We start from the raw sequence: 14,186 nt of genomic DNA, 5'->3' as shown, positions 1-14,186 counted from the left end.
GGCGAGGCGATATGTGCGGTGGCGGCCCCTCAATGTTAGCAGGGAAATCGCGGACTGAAGGTTCGTAAACTCCTAGCCCAACCGAGACATCAACTCGACATTTATTAATCTCACCACACGAGCAAGCTCATTGCTGTAATCACTTGGCGATTTATAGACAGTCGCCTGGCCAATCAAACAAACAGAAATGTGCGCTTTAGACAAATCACGTCGTAAATCTTTGAAATGCATATGCGGTAATTTCATATATATGTTATTTTCAGCTCCACTAATATATGGATCGCAATGGTAGGCAATCACCTCTTCTTCACAATCTTTTATTTTATTATATTCATAAATGTGTAAATAAGATTGAATTAGGTTGTATTTTTCGGCACTCACCAAACTCCAACGCTCAACAAAATTAAGGTATATACTTTCTTTTCGAGATGGGTACCTTAGAAGAGAAGCTGCTCTTGTTTGTCCTTGTGTTAAAACCAATTCAACACAATCATTTCCGTTTATTATTTGAACATTAGCTTTACTGTTACGACATATCTGATTGAGAACGGCTTCTAGACGGCTACGCCTCTTTACAATTTCAGATTCATTAATCTCCAACATTTAGATACCGTTTAAGCTCAATGTCCAAGCCAAATAAATCTGATATAATCTCATCTAACTCGATTTGCCGTTCTTTTTCGTTACAGTTTTGATCGTCAATTTTGTCCGAAATTGTTTTCAGTGTCGAAATGGGAACGTTTTTTGGGTTTGGCACAGGCATCGCTTTAAGTGATGCGACCTCAATTCTGACATACCCCTTACTATATCGGGGTGCATGTGTGTTGAGATACCACCTAGCTACCGATGAATTTAGAACGGCGGCAAAATAATTTAGAAGAACATGATTATCATCATCCGCATCCCTCCCCAATACCATTGGAGTATGACTTACCGCGAACGAGCCACGCCTATCTATACCAAATCTCGGAACCAGCATCAGGTGTGGGCAAACAATTTTCGGCCTGCACATTACGTCAGGACCTCGAGGCCGAACTGGTCGCCACCAAGGATTGGCGTGCCTAGAAACAGCGCCACGTTTTTCAAGAATCCCTTTGTGACTCAATAGATACTCATATGACTTCGGATAAAGTTCTTTAAGCTCTTTTTCCTCCAATGGCTTACCATTTTGAAAAGGGAAAAACACAACGCTATTTACATTTTTTGGCAATTCGTAACGCGAAATTTCTCTATCTTTGAGATAATCAAGCCAAACTGCCCGCTCCTTCAGGGGGATGTCCTTTTTGGAACGAATGAACACCTTATCAGCGCCGGTAACAAACCCCTGTTTAACCGACATATAAACAGAAAGCGTTTTGTGACTGTTTAGAAGTCGATCTAGCCGGTTTTCCTCTGGGGAGAGCAACACCCAATTTACTTTATCAAAATAATCCTGCTCAACGTCAAAAACACTATAATAAGGGGTGTCTACCGCTCTGCCATCCAAGCATGCTTGGAGAGCGGGCCCAACATAGTCAGCAATTTTAGCGATCGTTGCTCTAACTTGGGATTGCCTAGGGCCAACCTTCTCCAAAATCAGAAGTAGAGTGTAGGCGCCCACGCCACTAAACACATCCAGTGAACTCAAGTCTGCACAAAGCCGGACGGTAAATTCTTTCGAAATCCAACTCCGCACTTTGCTAGCGTTACGCGATGATAAAAAAGCTTGCGGTAAAACTAGACATACAAACCCACCAGGTCGCGCGATGTGCATCGCCATAGCCACAAATGCTAGATAGGAATCAACCCGTTGCTCTTTCAAGTCGCCTAGCACATTTGAGATCTTATCCCGATCAGCTTCATTGAGATGATCCAATTTAATATATGGCGGGTTTGCAATTACAGCATCAAAGGAATTGACGCCCACTTCTCGATTTAGAAAGGCATCAAGAGCGTCAGTGTTGCTTATCTGGAGTGGCCTTGACGGTATCTCGTCAGTAATTACCAAGTGTAATAGCGCAAGCGATAACCGCGTTGCTGAACACGCATTTGGGTCTCTATCTATGCCATAAATGTTAGCGAACGCTGCATCAATTGACGTTCGATCCACCCGAAAATCAAGTGGACTAGCTTGATGCTCAAGAACCGTTCTAAGAAAAATCCCTGACCCACACGCTGGATCGATTACCTTTAACTGTCGGAATCGCCTAGGCGGTGTATTATCACGAAGATATCGCGAAAAAAATGAAGCTATATATTGAGGTGTGAATACAGACCCCGATTTTTCTGGTTGAGCAACGCTAGGTAAAGTCGGTAAAAAACTTATCTGAGAATCCTTTTCATTCTCGGTGTAATATAAAAGAGAAATGTATTTTTCATATATTCTGCTCAATGCATGCTTTGACATCAAAGCGAAATTGAAATTATAGCTAACAGATCTAGGCCTATAGAAGTCGATAAATAGATTTTCAACTGTATACTTATCCAAAATATCAAACTTATTGACATCTTCCCAATCAATAAAATTCAAATCATCTGGCATTATTTCAAATTTACGAAGTACGGCCCTTAATATTTCTGATATTTTGGATTCATCGGAATTTGATAATTCAGCTAACAATACTCTTTCTTCGTCCAAAAAATCTTGTCGTTTTTGATCTTCGCATGCTCTAACAAATATCATCGCATTAAAGATCGATGACAATGATTTGTTATCTATATTAGGAATTTCGGACGAGATTATTTTTTTCCATCTAGCAATAACATTTATTACAACCTCATCGCATCTTCGGTCATATTTCTTTATCTTTTCATTTCGACTTATTTCGTTGAAGCCAGTAACTGAAAGCACATCTGAAATATTTTCTTCCCTTATTGAATACAAATTATCAACATCAGGAAACGACAGATTGTTTACAATTCGAACGTCGTTATTGGAAATAAATATATGCCAATCAATAAGGTTATTATATGATATTTCTAACAATTTTTCGATTTGACTTGCGCTTAATTCGGACGCTCTTTCACCTGGTGCCAAAAATGTTAAAGCGGCGGCATTTTCAATTCCATGCTCAACGACTAAATGGCTAATCGCCGTTGCTGTTTGGTAGCGTTCTCGCAATTCAGAATGCGGTGTCCAATCTAGGGCAGTCGCAAAGCTTTTTAGAGCCACCCGCCGCGTCTCATCTGTCGTTCGGTCCGCGATCACTTGTTGTAGATAGTCGAAGGCTTTCACTTTATTTACGCTTTCTCACGGATGTTTTCTAATTTGGTTTTTGAGCCGCTCTCAAATTCACCTGCTGTAAGTCCGCTAACACAGGTTGGCAGCAAAATCGAGAATTGCGATGGAATCTACGAAGGAATTTACCCCCGGGCTATACAGAGTAATTGGCCGGCGTTTCGATACTGACTTACCCGTTTGGACAGTGAATTGAGCCTCGAAGGAGGGGTCCAGCGAAATGCGTGGTTCGAGGCCCGGCTGTGCCGGGCACCTCACTCCCTAATCAAGTTGAGGACAGGCATGAGGTGAGTTGGCGCTACTTTCAAACGTCATCCCTGCGAAGGCAGGGACCCAGAGCAACGATGAGGCTTCGATGCCCTGCCCACGATCTGCGCAGCGTGGATGACGGCCTCTGGTTGGCTCAGGGCGTGCGGGTTGTGATGGCGTAACTGGGTCCCTGCCTTCGCAGGGATGACGGGAGAGGGCGTGAGGCCAAAAACAATCCACGCTCCCTCTGCCCCGCATAGACTGCGGGATGTATGACACCGCCTGCTCTCTGGCACACATGGACCGGATGATTTAGCGTCTGGACCAATACACAAACCGGAGCCCCGACATGCTGACCCGAATTCTGACTTTCACCCTCGCCGCGATTGCCAGCCTGTTCTCCATTGCCGCCGCGCAAGCGCCCGCCCCTCTGGCCGTGGGCCAGGAATGGTCCATTCAGGGCGAGGGGCTGGACAGTGTGCGCGTCGTGATCGGGCATCTGGAGACAGCCGACGGGCTGGGTGATGTGGTGCACATCTCCGTCTCCGGTATTCCGCCGGAATATGCGCCCGGCGGGGTGATCGGTCACCTGCCCTATCTGGCCAGTGCTCTGCCCGCTTTTCTAGACACGCAGACCGGCACCGGCGAGGTGTCACCTGAATTTGAAAACGGAATGGCGTATTGGCGCGACGCAGGCGGCGGAGCGTTTGACATCTCTCTGGAAGAATTGATCACGGTTCTTTTGCCAGCCAGCTATCCCACTGATCCCCCGAAGTAAGGGTGTGCGTGGATTAACGTGGTGCGTGGTTCGAGGCTTTTCTGCGAAAAGCACCTCACCATGAGGTAGGTTGGTAGATGACAAACAGATACCTCATCCTGAGGTGCGAGCGTCAGCGAGCCTCGAAGGAGGGGTCCAGCGGGGTGCGTGCTTCGAGGCTGCCTGTCGGCAGCACCTCAGCATGAGGTAGGTAAGCGCTACTTCTAAACGTCATCCCTGCGGAGGCAGGGACCCAGAGCAGCGGTGACCCCATAAATCCATGCGCGCAATCTGCGCGGCGTTGAAGCGGGCGGCTGGTTGGCTCAGGCCTGCGTGATTTCACGATCGCAACTGGGTCCCTGCCTTCGCAGGGATGACGGTGGAGGGCCACAAAAATACACCCCGCCTCATTTTTCAGATGACAGGGGCCGGCCGCCGGATTAGCGATCGGTTTTTGACCGGCGATTCCCGCCCGGAGACTGACAGGGACCCATCCACATGATCGAGATTTTTCTGCTGGCCGCCGCACTGGGCGCGTCGCGCGAGGACTGTATTGACCATTCCGCCTATTCATTCGGCCTGCCCGACATCGTGCAATCGGAGGCCGGTGGCCGCGCGGAAAGCCGCACCTTTCCCGATGGCACGCAGATCACCATTCGTGCGGAGTATTGCACCGAGCCGGCCTATCAGCTCGACATGGATGCGCCGCTGGATGCGCAGAACGGCATGCGCCTGCGCCAGGTGATGGGCCAGTTCGACCGCCATGTCTCCTGCCCGGTCTCGGACTGGAGCCGCTATGACGAGTCGATCGCCGCCGCCGTGGCCGCTCTGGATGCGGGCGAGGCCTTCGACAATGACGGCGCGCCCATCGACGGGGATGGCGTGAATGCGATCTATCTCTCCCTGGTGCCGGCCGATGGCCGCGTGCAGGGCGAGTTCCGCTGCCTGCGTCCGCAGGACTGAGGCCCGGCTTTTCTTCCCCTCCCCTTGATGGGGAGGGAAAACGCGCGGCAAAACGCAAATAATCCACGCAAGCGCCGGCGCGGCGATACTGCCCCGGTGACACCACCGATTTTCACCCTGAGAGCCCGGGCCGAGCAGATGCGCCGCGAGGGCGTGCCCGTCCACGAGGTGGCCCGCGCCGTGGGGCGCTCGCCCTCGACCATCTATGGCTGGGCGGCGCAGGGCGGCTGGCGCGTCGAGGATCTGGAGGCGGAGGGGATTTCCCACGCGAGCCCGTCTTCCTCCGGCTTGACCGGAGGACCTCGAGATCGTCCGGTCCCGCGCCGGGCGCATTCGGACGAAGACGCGAGATTGAATGCGGGAGGGGAGACAGATCTTCAGACCGCACGTTCCCCGCTGGAAACCGTCCGGCAATTGCACCAGAGGAGTGCCGATCTGGCGGCCGCCGGGCAGATCCGCCCCGCAGAGGCGGCGGCGCGGCTGGCCGACCGCATCCTGCGCACGGAATATCTGCTGGGCCGGGTCGGCGGTGCGCCCGCCCCGGAGCCGCCGAAGCCAGACCCGGACGAGATCCGGGCCAAACTGGCGGAGCGCTTTCACCGGATCAGCAAGCACTATCATCAGATGAAGGCGGACGGCGACCCCGACCCGGAAAGATGCCTGCCCAAGGCGGTCTATTTCATGGCGGAGCGGAATAATTGCAGCGTGGAGGAATTCCTGGAGGCCTTTCTGGACGGGTCGGATATCTGAGGGGGGCGGGTACCTTTCCCCTCCCCTTGATGGGGAGGGGAAAGGCTTTGCGCCAGACCTCTCCGCCCTCGACGCCGCGAAAGCCCTGCAGCAACACGCGGCGCAGCTGGCGACCGCCGGCCAGATCCGGGCAAGCGGAATCCATCTTGCCCGCGGGCCGTTTCCCGCCCTAGTGTCAGATCAGGGCCGCTGGTCGGCCACAACAGGAGACGCGCCGGAGCGATTTGACCGGCCGACACTCCACGGGGGGCAAGGCAGAATGCGAGCGCGTGAGACTGGCGGCCTTGCGAATGCGGACCGGACGGGCGGCCTGCCTCCCTCCTGCCGGGCGGCGTGATGACGGGCGGGCCGGTTCTGATCCGGCTGCCGGTCCCGGACCTGACTTTGCCGCTGGTGTTTGACTCACCCCATAGCGGCACACACTTTCCCGATGACTTCACGAGCCTTGCCACGGCAGCGGAATTGCGGACGGCCTGGGATGCGCATGTCGACGATCTGTGGGCCGGCGCAACGACTTTCGGCGCGAGCCTGATCGCGGCCGGCTTTCCGCGCGCCCTGATCGATGCGAACCGCGCGCCGGACGATCTGGATCCGGCGCTGCTGGATGCGCCCTGGCCCGACGCCTGGGGGGCGCTGTCGCCGACGCGGTATTCGCAGCGCGGCATGGGGCTGATCCGGCGCGATATCCTGCCCGGCCGCCCGATGCATGCGGGCCGGCTCTCTCCGGCGACGGTGCGCGACTGGATCACGCGCTATCATGCGCCCTATCACGCTGCCCTGTCGGCACGGATCGATACGCTGCACGCGCAATTCGGTGCGGTCTGGCATATCGATTGCCACTCCATGAAATCGCGCGCCAACGCCATGAATATCGACCATGGCGCGGCCCGGCCCGATATCGTGCTGGGCGATCTGGACGGGCAGAGCGCCAGCGCCGGTTTCTCCGATCTGGTCGCGCGCGCCTTTACCGATCGCGGCTATTCGGTGGCGCGCAATGCCCCCTACAAGGGCGGCTATATCGTCCAGCGTCACGGGCGACCCGGGGCGCAGCGCCACAGCCTGCAGATCGAGATCAACCGGGCGCTCTATCTCGACGAGGCGCGGGCGGAAAAGTCACCCGCCTATGCAGCCTTCCGGCAGGATCTGACCGATATCTCACAACAGCTGGCGGACTATGTCCGCGCACAGACCGGGAGGGCCAAATGACCCCAGCTCCAACACAGCGGCGGGCCACCAACCCCATCGTCATCCTGCTCGGCATTCTGGTGCTGGCGACGGCGCTGACCTGGGTGATCGGATCGGGCTTCTATGAACGCGAGGGCCGTCTGGTCATCCCCGGCAGCTACGAGCCGCTGGAAAAGGATCGCTCGCTGGTCGGGATAGTGCTGCCGTCGGAGGCCGCCGGGGAGGGCCGGGTCGCGGCGGTCAGCCTGACCCAGTCCCTGCTCGCCATTCCTGCCGGACTGGAGCGGGCCGCCAATCTGATCTTCATGGTGCTGTTGATCGGCGGAATGTTCGGAATCCTTGATCGCGCCGGTGTTGTCGAGAATGGCATCAACCGGCTTCTGGGCGCGGCCAGGGGCAATGTCGGCATTCTCGTGATCGTGCTGATGACGATCTTTTCCGCGGGCAGCGCCTTTCTCGGCCTCGCCTCGGAATATCTGATCGTCATTCCGGTCATGACCGCGATGGCCACACGGATCGGACTGCCGAGCATTGTCGGCTTTGCCATTGTCACCATTGCGGTGAAGATCGGCTATCTCGCCTCGGTGACCAATCCGATTCCGCTCACCATCGCACAGCCGCTGCTGGGCGTGCCTATCTTTTCCGGCGCCCCGCTCCGCCTCGGCTTCTACGCCGTCTTTCTGACGGCCGGAATCGCCTTCATGCTCTACCGCCTGCGCAAGCTCAAACCGGAAACGCGCGTGGACCTGGAGGCTCATTCCGCCCCGCCCCTGTCACTGCACGAAGGCGCGATGCTGGCGATCCTGGTGACCGGCATTGGTGTCATTCTGGCCGGATCCACGCGATGGGGCTGGTCGCACCATGAATTGTCGACCTGCTACATCGCGATGAGCCTGGCCCTCGCGGCCGCGAGCGGGACCAGCGCCAGTGCCAACGCCGATGCCTTTGTCTCGGGGATGAAGAAAGTCCTGCTTGCCAGCGCGCTGATTGGTGTCGCCATGGCCGTCACCATCGTGCTGGAAGAAGGCCGCATCCTCGACACCATCGTTCACGCACTCAATGGTGCGGTGGGTGAGCACGGCCCCTATGCCACTGCGGTCTCGATGTTCGGATCACAGTTGGCGCTCGACTTCCTGATCCCGTCCACCTCCGGCCAGGCCGCTGTTACCATGCCGATCATGGGACCGGTGGCGCAGCTGGCAGGTGTCGGTCCGCAGACCACCATCTCCGCCTTCCTGTTCGGCAATGGCATTACCAACATGCTGACGCCAACCTCCGGCACCCTGCTGGCCTATCTCGCAGCTGGAAGAATCAACTGGATCGACTGGGCGAAATTCATCCTGCCGCTATGGGCCGCCTTTATTTTCATCGCCTGCGTCCTTTTGGCCGTTGCGGTTCTGCTCGGCGCATGAACCGGCGATTTCGATAACACCGCCATTCCATGGTCAAATATCAAAGATGACATGGCGGCAAGATGCGCTACCAGGCCTCGCTGACCGGGGTGCCGTCGAATACTTCCGCGAGGCGGCGGCGTGTGGCGGCCGACGTCTGCGCCGGGAGGGCGCCGGGGGCCGTCCAGATCACTTCGGCAATCTCGTCGCGAGGATCGGGCGCGCAGGGCGTCCAGTCGCGGACGATGAAGAGGGCGACATGATCGCCGCGAAACGTCGCCTCATTGGCATAGACGCCGAAGAGCTCCGGCGCGGCGGCGAGCGCAATGCCGGCCTCCTCGCGCATTTCCTTCTCCAGTGCGGCGCGCAAGGTCTCGCCGCGCTCCACCCCGCCGCCGGGGAAGTGCCAGCCGGGCCGGTAGGTGTGGCGCACGAGCGCGATCTCGCCGACCGCATTCAGCGCCAGCCCCTGCACGCCGAGCGTCATGCCACGGCTGCGCCGCCAATGGCTTTGCATCAGCGGTCTCAAGACCGGTTCGAGGCGCAGCTTCCAGCTCATGAGGGGGGACGGACGGGTGCGCAGTCCCTCCCTAGCGGGGCGATGCAAAGCCGGTTAGAAAGCGGGTCAATGCGTCCCGTTTTTATGGAGTTTGCCATGTTCGCTCTTGTTGCCATTGCCATACCGTTCATCGCCTTCGGCATCCTCAACTTCATCGATTACGGCCGTCTCGACTAGACCGATTCTGTTGAAGGTGCGGCTGACATGATGGCAGTTGACGACTCCCTCCTTCTGGCTGGCGGCTTCGTGCTCGTTGGCATCGTCATCCTGCTGTTTGGCGGGGACATGCTGATCCGCGGCGCAGCGGCCCTGGCCAGGCGGGCGAAAATCCCGGCTCTCCTGGTCGGCCTGACGATTGTCGCCTTCGGCACGTCGGCACCGGAGCTGGTGGTGTCGGTCGATGCCGCCCTGTCCGGCGCGCCGGGTCTGGCGCTCGGCAATATCGTCGGCTCCAATATTGCCAATGTGCTCTTCGTGCTCGGCCTGCCGGCCCTGTTCGGCGTTATCGGCACACAGACACGGGGCGTGCGGCGCAATGCCTTGTTCGCACTGCTCTCCGGGGTGGCCCTGATCATCGTCAGCCGCGACGGATCCATCTCGCTGATGGAAGGCATGGTTTTGTTCGCGCTGATCTTCGTCTTTATCGGACTTCTGGCCGTTTCCGCGATGCGCGCCAAGGACGACCCGCTGCTCGCCGAAGTCGCCGAGCTGGAGGCAGCCGCCGGTAAGAGTTCGGTCCCCGGCATCATGGCGGCCCTGATCATCGGCCTCATCGCGCTGCCCTTTGGCGCGCACATGATCGTCACCGGCGGCACCGCCGCGGCGGGCCTTCTGGGCGTCTCGGACGCGGTGATCGGCCTGACCGCGCTGGCGATCGGCACGTCGCTGCCGGAATTTGCCACCGTTGTCGCCGCCGTGATGCGCAAGCAGGGCGATCTCGCCATCGGCAATGTGCTGGGCTCGAACGTGTTCAACGTCTTCGCCGTGGGCGGCGCGACGGGGATTGCCGCCGGTCTGGCGAATGCGCCGATGCCGGTGCCGGACGCCTTCATGCGGTTTGATTTCTGGGTGATGCTGGGGGCCAGCGCCCTCCTCGCCCTCCTGATTTTCGCGGGCCGCAATATCGGGCGGCTGGCCGGCGTGCTTTTCTTTGGCGGCTATGTTGCGTATATCGCGGCGCTTGTCTGGATGAACCCCATCCAGTTCCCGTAACCTGCGCAGGCTCATGACCCAATCCCGGCTGGAAATCACGAAGGACTTCACCTTCGAGGCGGCTCACTTTTTCGAGCACGAGGCGAAAGACCATCCGTTTGCGCGGATGCACGGCCATTCCTTTGCCGGATCGGTGACGCTGGCCGGCGAGCCCAATGACAAGGGCTGGATCAAGGACACCTGGAAGATCGAACAGATCGTCAAGGTGGAGGTCGCCAAGCTGGACCATCACCTGCTGAACGAGGTGGAGGGACTGGCCCAGCCGTCACTGGAGAATATCTGCGCCTGGCTGTTCGACCGCCTCGCCCCGAAACTGCCGGGCCTGGTCGCCGTCGAAATCGGCCGCCCGTCCTGTGGGGAGCGGGCCGTGCTGCGGCGGAGTTAGGCTGCGCCGAGCGGTTCGATCCAGGAGACGTCCACCTTTTTACGCGCGATCGCCATGTCGTAATTGGTCTGCAGATTCATCCAGTAAGCCGGTATGGTGCTGAACGCCCGCGCAAGGCGCAAAGCGGTGTCCGGCGTTATACCCGTTGTTCCCTTGATCAGCCGCTCGATCCGCGTGCGCGGAACACCCAGCCGCCGCGCAAAGGCAATCGCCCCCATGTCCAGCGGATCAAGATAGAGCTCTTTCAGCACTTCGCCGGGATGCATCGGATCTTCAAGCAGGCTCATCATGTTTCCTTTCAGTGGTAATCCACGATCTCGACATTGGCGGGACCGTTGGCGGTCCAGACAAAGCAGATGCGCCATTTGCGACTGATGCGGACGGAGTGCTGCCCGGCCCGGTCACCCTTGAGCTCCTCAAGATGGTTGCCTGGCGGAAACCGCAGATCGTCCAGCACAACAGCTGCATCCAGCGCCGAAAGCATCGCCCGCGTCCGCTTCACCAGATCACCGGGAAACCCTTTTCCATAGATGCCTTTCAGGGCATTTGCGGCGCGTTTACCTCGCGTGCTCTGGATCATTCAGGGTGCGTATCACGCTGCGATACGTGCGTCAAGGTGTGATACGCGACCGTCCTGTGGCGGGCGGGCCGTGCTGCAGCGGGGTCAGGGGCATTTTCGTGCGGGCTTCGATATCCGGCTTGAGACAAGCGCAAATTCCGTCATTCCGGACGGAGCGTAGCGACGATCCGGAACCCCTGCCGGCGGAGTGACGCCACGGAATGGGTCCCGGGCTCTCGCCTCCGGCTCACCCCGGGATGACGGTGTTTGGGCGTGCGTGGTTCGAGGCTGGCCTGCGGCCAGCACCTCACCATGAGGTGAGTGGGCGTTTGAATTCACAATATACCTCATCCTGAGGTGCGAGCGTCAGCGAGCCTCGAAGGAGGGGTTCAGCGCGCTGCGTGCTTCGAGGCTTTCCTTACGGAAAGCACCTCACCATGAGGTTGGTTTTTGTTTTCAAAAACCGTCATTCCGGGGTGAGCCGCTTGCCCTCGTGGAAACGGGGGCGAAACCGCCCGACGCAAACGTGGCCGCCCGGCCTCAGCGCAGAAACGCCGTCCATTCTTCGACCGGTGGTTCCAGGCACATGCCCGAAAGGGCGGTAAAGCCGGATGGGAAGGCCGGCGAGTCGAATTCGACGACGACCTGACCCCAGGTGTCATAGACCTCGCCATTGGCGGCGATGATGCTGAAGGGGCAAGGGTCGCCCGTGGTTTTTCCGGGCATGTTCGACGCTACCCAATAGCCGTCAAACATTCCAATGCGGTCATCATAATTGCCCGCAAGGTCGCGGATAAAGAAGCGGCGCTCGATCCCGTCGGCCTGGGTCAGCAAGAGCACGGCATGGATGTCAATGTCTTCGGCATAGATGATCTCGCCGGCGTCGGAGTCCCAGGCCTCATCGGCGAAAGCCGGGAAAGCGGCGAGCAGGCCGGCCGCCAGGGCCGGGAAGACAAGAGAGCGCATGGAAAAACCTTCAAGGTTAAAGAGGAGAAACGCCCGTCATAACTCGGGCCGGTCGGGCAAGCCGGAATATTTCATCAGGAGATTGCGGCAGGAGGCGGACTTTTGTGCCGCTCTTACTTGCGAGGGCGTGCCGGTTTTGACGGTGTGTTCGGGCCGGACGCGGCGGCATCCTTGTCCCTGGCCAGCCGTAGCAGGTGGAGTTTGGCGGACAGCGCCGCGCGCTCGCCGGATTCCTCGCGCAGGATCTCGCGCACTGCCGCGTCTGTTATATCGGCCTTGGTATGCGGTTTCTTCGCTTCCAGCGAAAAGATTGAATCATAATTTTTATCGGTCATTTGTGGGGGCCTTGTTCCGGAAGGGGGATAAGCGAAAGGCCGGGGCATGCCCCGGCCTTTCGTACCATATTCCATTTGCGTCAGACGGACGGACCGCCCGGCGAAGACGGATCAGGCCAGAACGAGGTTGTCGGCCGCATTCTTGCCGGAACGGCTGTCCTGGACGACGTCGAAGGTCACTTTCTGACCTTCGTCCAGCGAGTGAATGCCCGCGCGCTCGAGCGCTGTTGCGTGCACGAAAACGTCGGTCGAACCATCTTCCGGCTGGATGAATCCAAAACCTTTGCTGGAATTAAAAAATTTCACGGTGCCTGTTGTCATAGCGATTTCCTCTCAAGAGATAACAGAATTGGCAAGCTCCCGGCCAGAAGACCGAAAACCACGAGTCGAATTTGGAAGGGAAAAAGCCGTGAAGGCGGCAAGCCGTTCTTCAGGAATAATCATCAAACCATTACGATGGGCGGAGTATAGCGCGCCGATTGTGTCCGGATTGTGGCGGGGGGCAGAGTTGCGGCGCGGACGGTGTGGCTTTGGCGTTTTCGGCGTCTCCCTCCGGCTTGACCGGAGGGTCTCCCTGAAGGCGATATCCTCCGGTCTCGCGCTTTGCGCGGCCGGAGGATGACGGGTGGTGGGGGTCGTGTGATGGCGCTGGCGCTCGCCCCGGATGCCGAGTGTTTTCGCGCCCCCTACACCTGCGGCGCGTTTTCCCATCGCCCGCCGGCGTCGGCATATTCCTGCGTGCCCTTCTGGATCACATCATCGCCGTCAATTATGGCGCGGGCCGGGATATCGTCCTGCCCCCTGATGCGCTCATAGAGGGGCGCGAAGTCCTGCTTCACCGTGTCGTTCAGCAATTGCTCGAAACTGTCGATGACGAAATAGGTCTGCTGGAAATCGTCATAGCGATACTGGGTGCGCATGATGCGCTCGATATCAAAGCCGATGCGGTTGGGCGAGCGCGCCTCCAGCGAGAAGACGCTTTCCGAATAGGAGGAGACGATGCCGGCGCCGTAAATCTTCAGCGCGTCATCCTGTTTGATGAGGCCGAATTCCACTGTGTACCAGTAGAGCCGGGTGATGTTTTCCAGCGTGCCGAATTCCAGCGCGCGCAGGCCGCCGCGGCCATAGGCGGCCATATAGTCGGCAAATGTGGACAGGCCCAGCAGCGGGGAATGGCCGAAGACATCGTGGAAAATGTCGGGCTCCTGCAGATAGTCGATCTCGTCCGGCTTGCGGATAAAGCGCCCGACCGGAAACTGGCGGTTGGCCAGATGGGTAAAGAAGGGCTCGTCAGGGATGAGGCCGGGCACGGTGACCAGCTTCCAGCCGGTCAGGGCCTCCAGCTTGGGATTGAGCTCACGGAAATCCGGGATCTGGCTGTCATCGAGGCCGAGCGCGTCGAGCCCGTCATAGAATTCCTTCACCGCGCGATTGCCCAGCATTTCCGTCTGGCGGTTATAGAGCTTGTGCCACATGGCATGCTCGTCATCGGTGTATTCGTCCCAGCACTGGTCGATCGTGTAATCATCGCGCACCTGACCGGCTTCGACCTGGCGCTGGACGATGGGATCGGTTGTCGGGACGCGGAGTTCGACCATGACGGCCTCCAGTTAGTTTCATTTGCAACTATCTTAACCGGTCGCGGGCGACGCGCCAAG

Annotated in this window: 16 protein-coding genes; 7 read left to right on the top strand and 9 right to left on the bottom strand. The window is 57.9% G+C overall.

Going from position 1 to position 14,186, the window contains the following annotated elements; all coding sequences use genetic code 11:
* Positions 1–72: 72 nt before the first annotated feature.
* Both HXX25_RS01870 and HXX25_RS01865 read right to left on the bottom strand, forming a co-directional pair.
* Positions 73–603 (bottom strand): hypothetical protein, encoded by a 531-nt coding sequence (locus tag HXX25_RS01870; RefSeq protein ID WP_187166841.1) that lies wholly within the window; start codon positions 601–603, stop codon positions 73–75.
* Entirely contained in the window at positions 590–3,214 is a 2,625-nt protein-coding gene (locus HXX25_RS01865) for an N-6 DNA methylase (RefSeq protein ID WP_187166840.1), read from the bottom strand. Before HXX25_RS01865 ends, HXX25_RS01870 begins: the two co-directional genes overlap by 14 nt.
* Before the next feature lie 601 nt (positions 3,215–3,815).
* Here HXX25_RS01865 and HXX25_RS01860 point away from each other — a divergent pair.
* The 5 genes from HXX25_RS01860 to HXX25_RS01840 all read left to right on the top strand — a co-directional run bounded on the left by HXX25_RS01860 (position 3,816) and on the right by HXX25_RS01840 (position 8,533).
* The gene (locus HXX25_RS01860) at positions 3,816–4,244 is read left to right on the top strand and encodes a hypothetical protein (RefSeq protein WP_187166839.1); all 429 of its coding nucleotides are present in this window, start codon (positions 3,816–3,818) and stop codon (positions 4,242–4,244) included.
* A 477-nt stretch (positions 4,245–4,721) separates the two neighbouring features.
* Positions 4,722–5,186, top strand: coding sequence for a hypothetical protein (locus HXX25_RS01855; RefSeq protein ID WP_187166838.1), 465 nt, complete (start codon positions 4,722–4,724; stop codon positions 5,184–5,186).
* A gap of 96 nt (positions 5,187–5,282) precedes the next feature.
* Positions 5,283–5,936: a helix-turn-helix domain-containing protein gene (locus HXX25_RS01850; RefSeq protein ID WP_187166837.1), complete on the top strand. Its 654-nt coding sequence runs from the start codon at positions 5,283–5,285 to the stop codon at positions 5,934–5,936.
* A gap of 336 nt (positions 5,937–6,272) precedes the next feature.
* A complete protein-coding gene (locus HXX25_RS01845) occupies positions 6,273–7,142 on the top strand; it encodes an N-formylglutamate amidohydrolase (protein ID WP_187166836.1) in 870 nt (289 codons plus the stop codon).
* Positions 7,139–8,533 (top strand): YfcC family protein, encoded by a 1,395-nt coding sequence (locus HXX25_RS01840; protein WP_187166835.1) that lies wholly within the window; start codon positions 7,139–7,141, stop codon positions 8,531–8,533. Before HXX25_RS01845 ends, HXX25_RS01840 begins: the two co-directional genes overlap by 4 nt.
* Before the next feature lie 67 nt (positions 8,534–8,600).
* On the opposite strand, the gene HXX25_RS01835 is transcribed toward HXX25_RS01840, so the two are convergent.
* Positions 8,601–9,071, bottom strand: coding sequence for an NUDIX domain-containing protein (locus HXX25_RS01835; protein ID WP_187166834.1), 471 nt, complete (start codon positions 9,069–9,071; stop codon positions 8,601–8,603).
* A gap of 204 nt (positions 9,072–9,275) precedes the next feature.
* Between HXX25_RS01835 and HXX25_RS01830 the strand changes: the two genes are divergently transcribed.
* Together HXX25_RS01830 and HXX25_RS01825 are read left to right on the top strand one after the other, a co-directional pair.
* Positions 9,276–10,283, top strand: a complete 1,008-nt coding sequence (locus HXX25_RS01830) for a calcium/sodium antiporter (RefSeq protein WP_233346806.1) — start codon at positions 9,276–9,278, stop codon at positions 10,281–10,283.
* Between the two features lie 13 nt (positions 10,284–10,296).
* The gene (locus HXX25_RS01825) at positions 10,297–10,668 is read left to right on the top strand and encodes a 6-carboxytetrahydropterin synthase (RefSeq protein WP_187166833.1); all 372 of its coding nucleotides are present in this window, start codon (positions 10,297–10,299) and stop codon (positions 10,666–10,668) included.
* Here the strand turns inward: HXX25_RS01825 and HXX25_RS01820 are convergent.
* The 6 genes from HXX25_RS01820 to phhA form a co-directional block, all read right to left on the bottom strand.
* A complete protein-coding gene (locus tag HXX25_RS01820; RefSeq protein WP_187167719.1) occupies positions 10,665–10,955 on the bottom strand; it encodes a HigA family addiction module antitoxin in 291 nt (96 codons plus the stop codon). The two genes, HXX25_RS01825 and HXX25_RS01820, sit on opposite strands and share 4 nt — an antisense overlap.
* An 11-nt stretch (positions 10,956–10,966) precedes the next feature.
* A complete protein-coding gene (locus HXX25_RS13925) occupies positions 10,967–11,248 on the bottom strand; it encodes a type II toxin-antitoxin system RelE/ParE family toxin (protein ID WP_187166832.1) in 282 nt (93 codons plus the stop codon).
* 519 nt (positions 11,249–11,767) lie between these two features.
* Positions 11,768–12,193, bottom strand: a complete 426-nt coding sequence (locus HXX25_RS01810) for a hypothetical protein (protein WP_187166831.1) — start codon at positions 12,191–12,193, stop codon at positions 11,768–11,770.
* A gap of 113 nt (positions 12,194–12,306) precedes the next feature.
* Positions 12,307–12,528, bottom strand: a complete 222-nt coding sequence (locus HXX25_RS01805; RefSeq protein ID WP_187166830.1) for a hypothetical protein — start codon at positions 12,526–12,528, stop codon at positions 12,307–12,309.
* Between the two features lie 111 nt (positions 12,529–12,639).
* A complete protein-coding gene (locus HXX25_RS01800) occupies positions 12,640–12,849 on the bottom strand; it encodes a cold-shock protein (RefSeq protein ID WP_187166829.1) in 210 nt (69 codons plus the stop codon).
* A 365-nt stretch (positions 12,850–13,214) separates the two neighbouring features.
* Positions 13,215–14,126, bottom strand: a complete 912-nt coding sequence (gene phhA, locus HXX25_RS01795) for a phenylalanine 4-monooxygenase (RefSeq protein ID WP_187166828.1) — start codon at positions 14,124–14,126, stop codon at positions 13,215–13,217.
* Between the last annotated feature and the right edge of the window lie 60 nt (positions 14,127–14,186).

The sequence above is a fragment of the Hyphobacterium sp. CCMP332 genome (genome assembly GCF_014323565.1).
In the GTDB taxonomy this organism is placed as follows: Bacteria; Pseudomonadota; Alphaproteobacteria; order Caulobacterales; family Maricaulaceae; genus Hyphobacterium.
The sequence above is the reverse complement of the archived record's forward strand: the minus strand, read 5'-3'. Positions and strand labels throughout refer to the sequence as shown.

Coding starts and splice junctions, on each gene's coding strand:
- HXX25_RS01870 (WP_187166841.1), bottom strand. CDS start 603: ATGTTGGAGATTAATGAATCTGAAATTGTAAAGAGGCGTAGCCGTCTA.
- HXX25_RS01860 (WP_187166839.1), top strand. CDS start 3,816: ATGCTGACCCGAATTCTGACTTTCACCCTCGCCGCGATTGCCAGCCTG.
- HXX25_RS01855 (WP_187166838.1), top strand. CDS start 4,722: ATGATCGAGATTTTTCTGCTGGCCGCCGCACTGGGCGCGTCGCGCGAG.
- HXX25_RS01845 (WP_187166836.1), top strand. CDS start 6,273: ATGACGGGCGGGCCGGTTCTGATCCGGCTGCCGGTCCCGGACCTGACT.
- HXX25_RS01840 (WP_187166835.1), top strand. CDS start 7,139: ATGACCCCAGCTCCAACACAGCGGCGGGCCACCAACCCCATCGTCATC.
- HXX25_RS01835 (WP_187166834.1), bottom strand. CDS start 9,071: ATGAGCTGGAAGCTGCGCCTCGAACCGGTCTTGAGACCGCTGATGCAA.
- HXX25_RS01830 (WP_233346806.1), top strand. CDS start 9,276: ATGATGGCAGTTGACGACTCCCTCCTTCTGGCTGGCGGCTTCGTGCTC.
- HXX25_RS01825 (WP_187166833.1), top strand. CDS start 10,297: ATGACCCAATCCCGGCTGGAAATCACGAAGGACTTCACCTTCGAGGCG.
- HXX25_RS01820 (WP_187167719.1), bottom strand. CDS start 10,955: ATGAGCCTGCTTGAAGATCCGATGCATCCCGGCGAAGTGCTGAAAGAG.
- HXX25_RS13925 (WP_187166832.1), bottom strand. CDS start 11,248: ATGATCCAGAGCACGCGAGGTAAACGCGCCGCAAATGCCCTGAAAGGC.
- HXX25_RS01810 (WP_187166831.1), bottom strand. CDS start 12,193: ATGCGCTCTCTTGTCTTCCCGGCCCTGGCGGCCGGCCTGCTCGCCGCT.
- HXX25_RS01805 (WP_187166830.1), bottom strand. CDS start 12,528: ATGACCGATAAAAATTATGATTCAATCTTTTCGCTGGAAGCGAAGAAA.
- HXX25_RS01800 (WP_187166829.1), bottom strand. CDS start 12,849: ATGACAACAGGCACCGTGAAATTTTTTAATTCCAGCAAAGGTTTTGGA.
- phhA (WP_187166828.1), bottom strand. CDS start 14,126: ATGGTCGAACTCCGCGTCCCGACAACCGATCCCATCGTCCAGCGCCAG.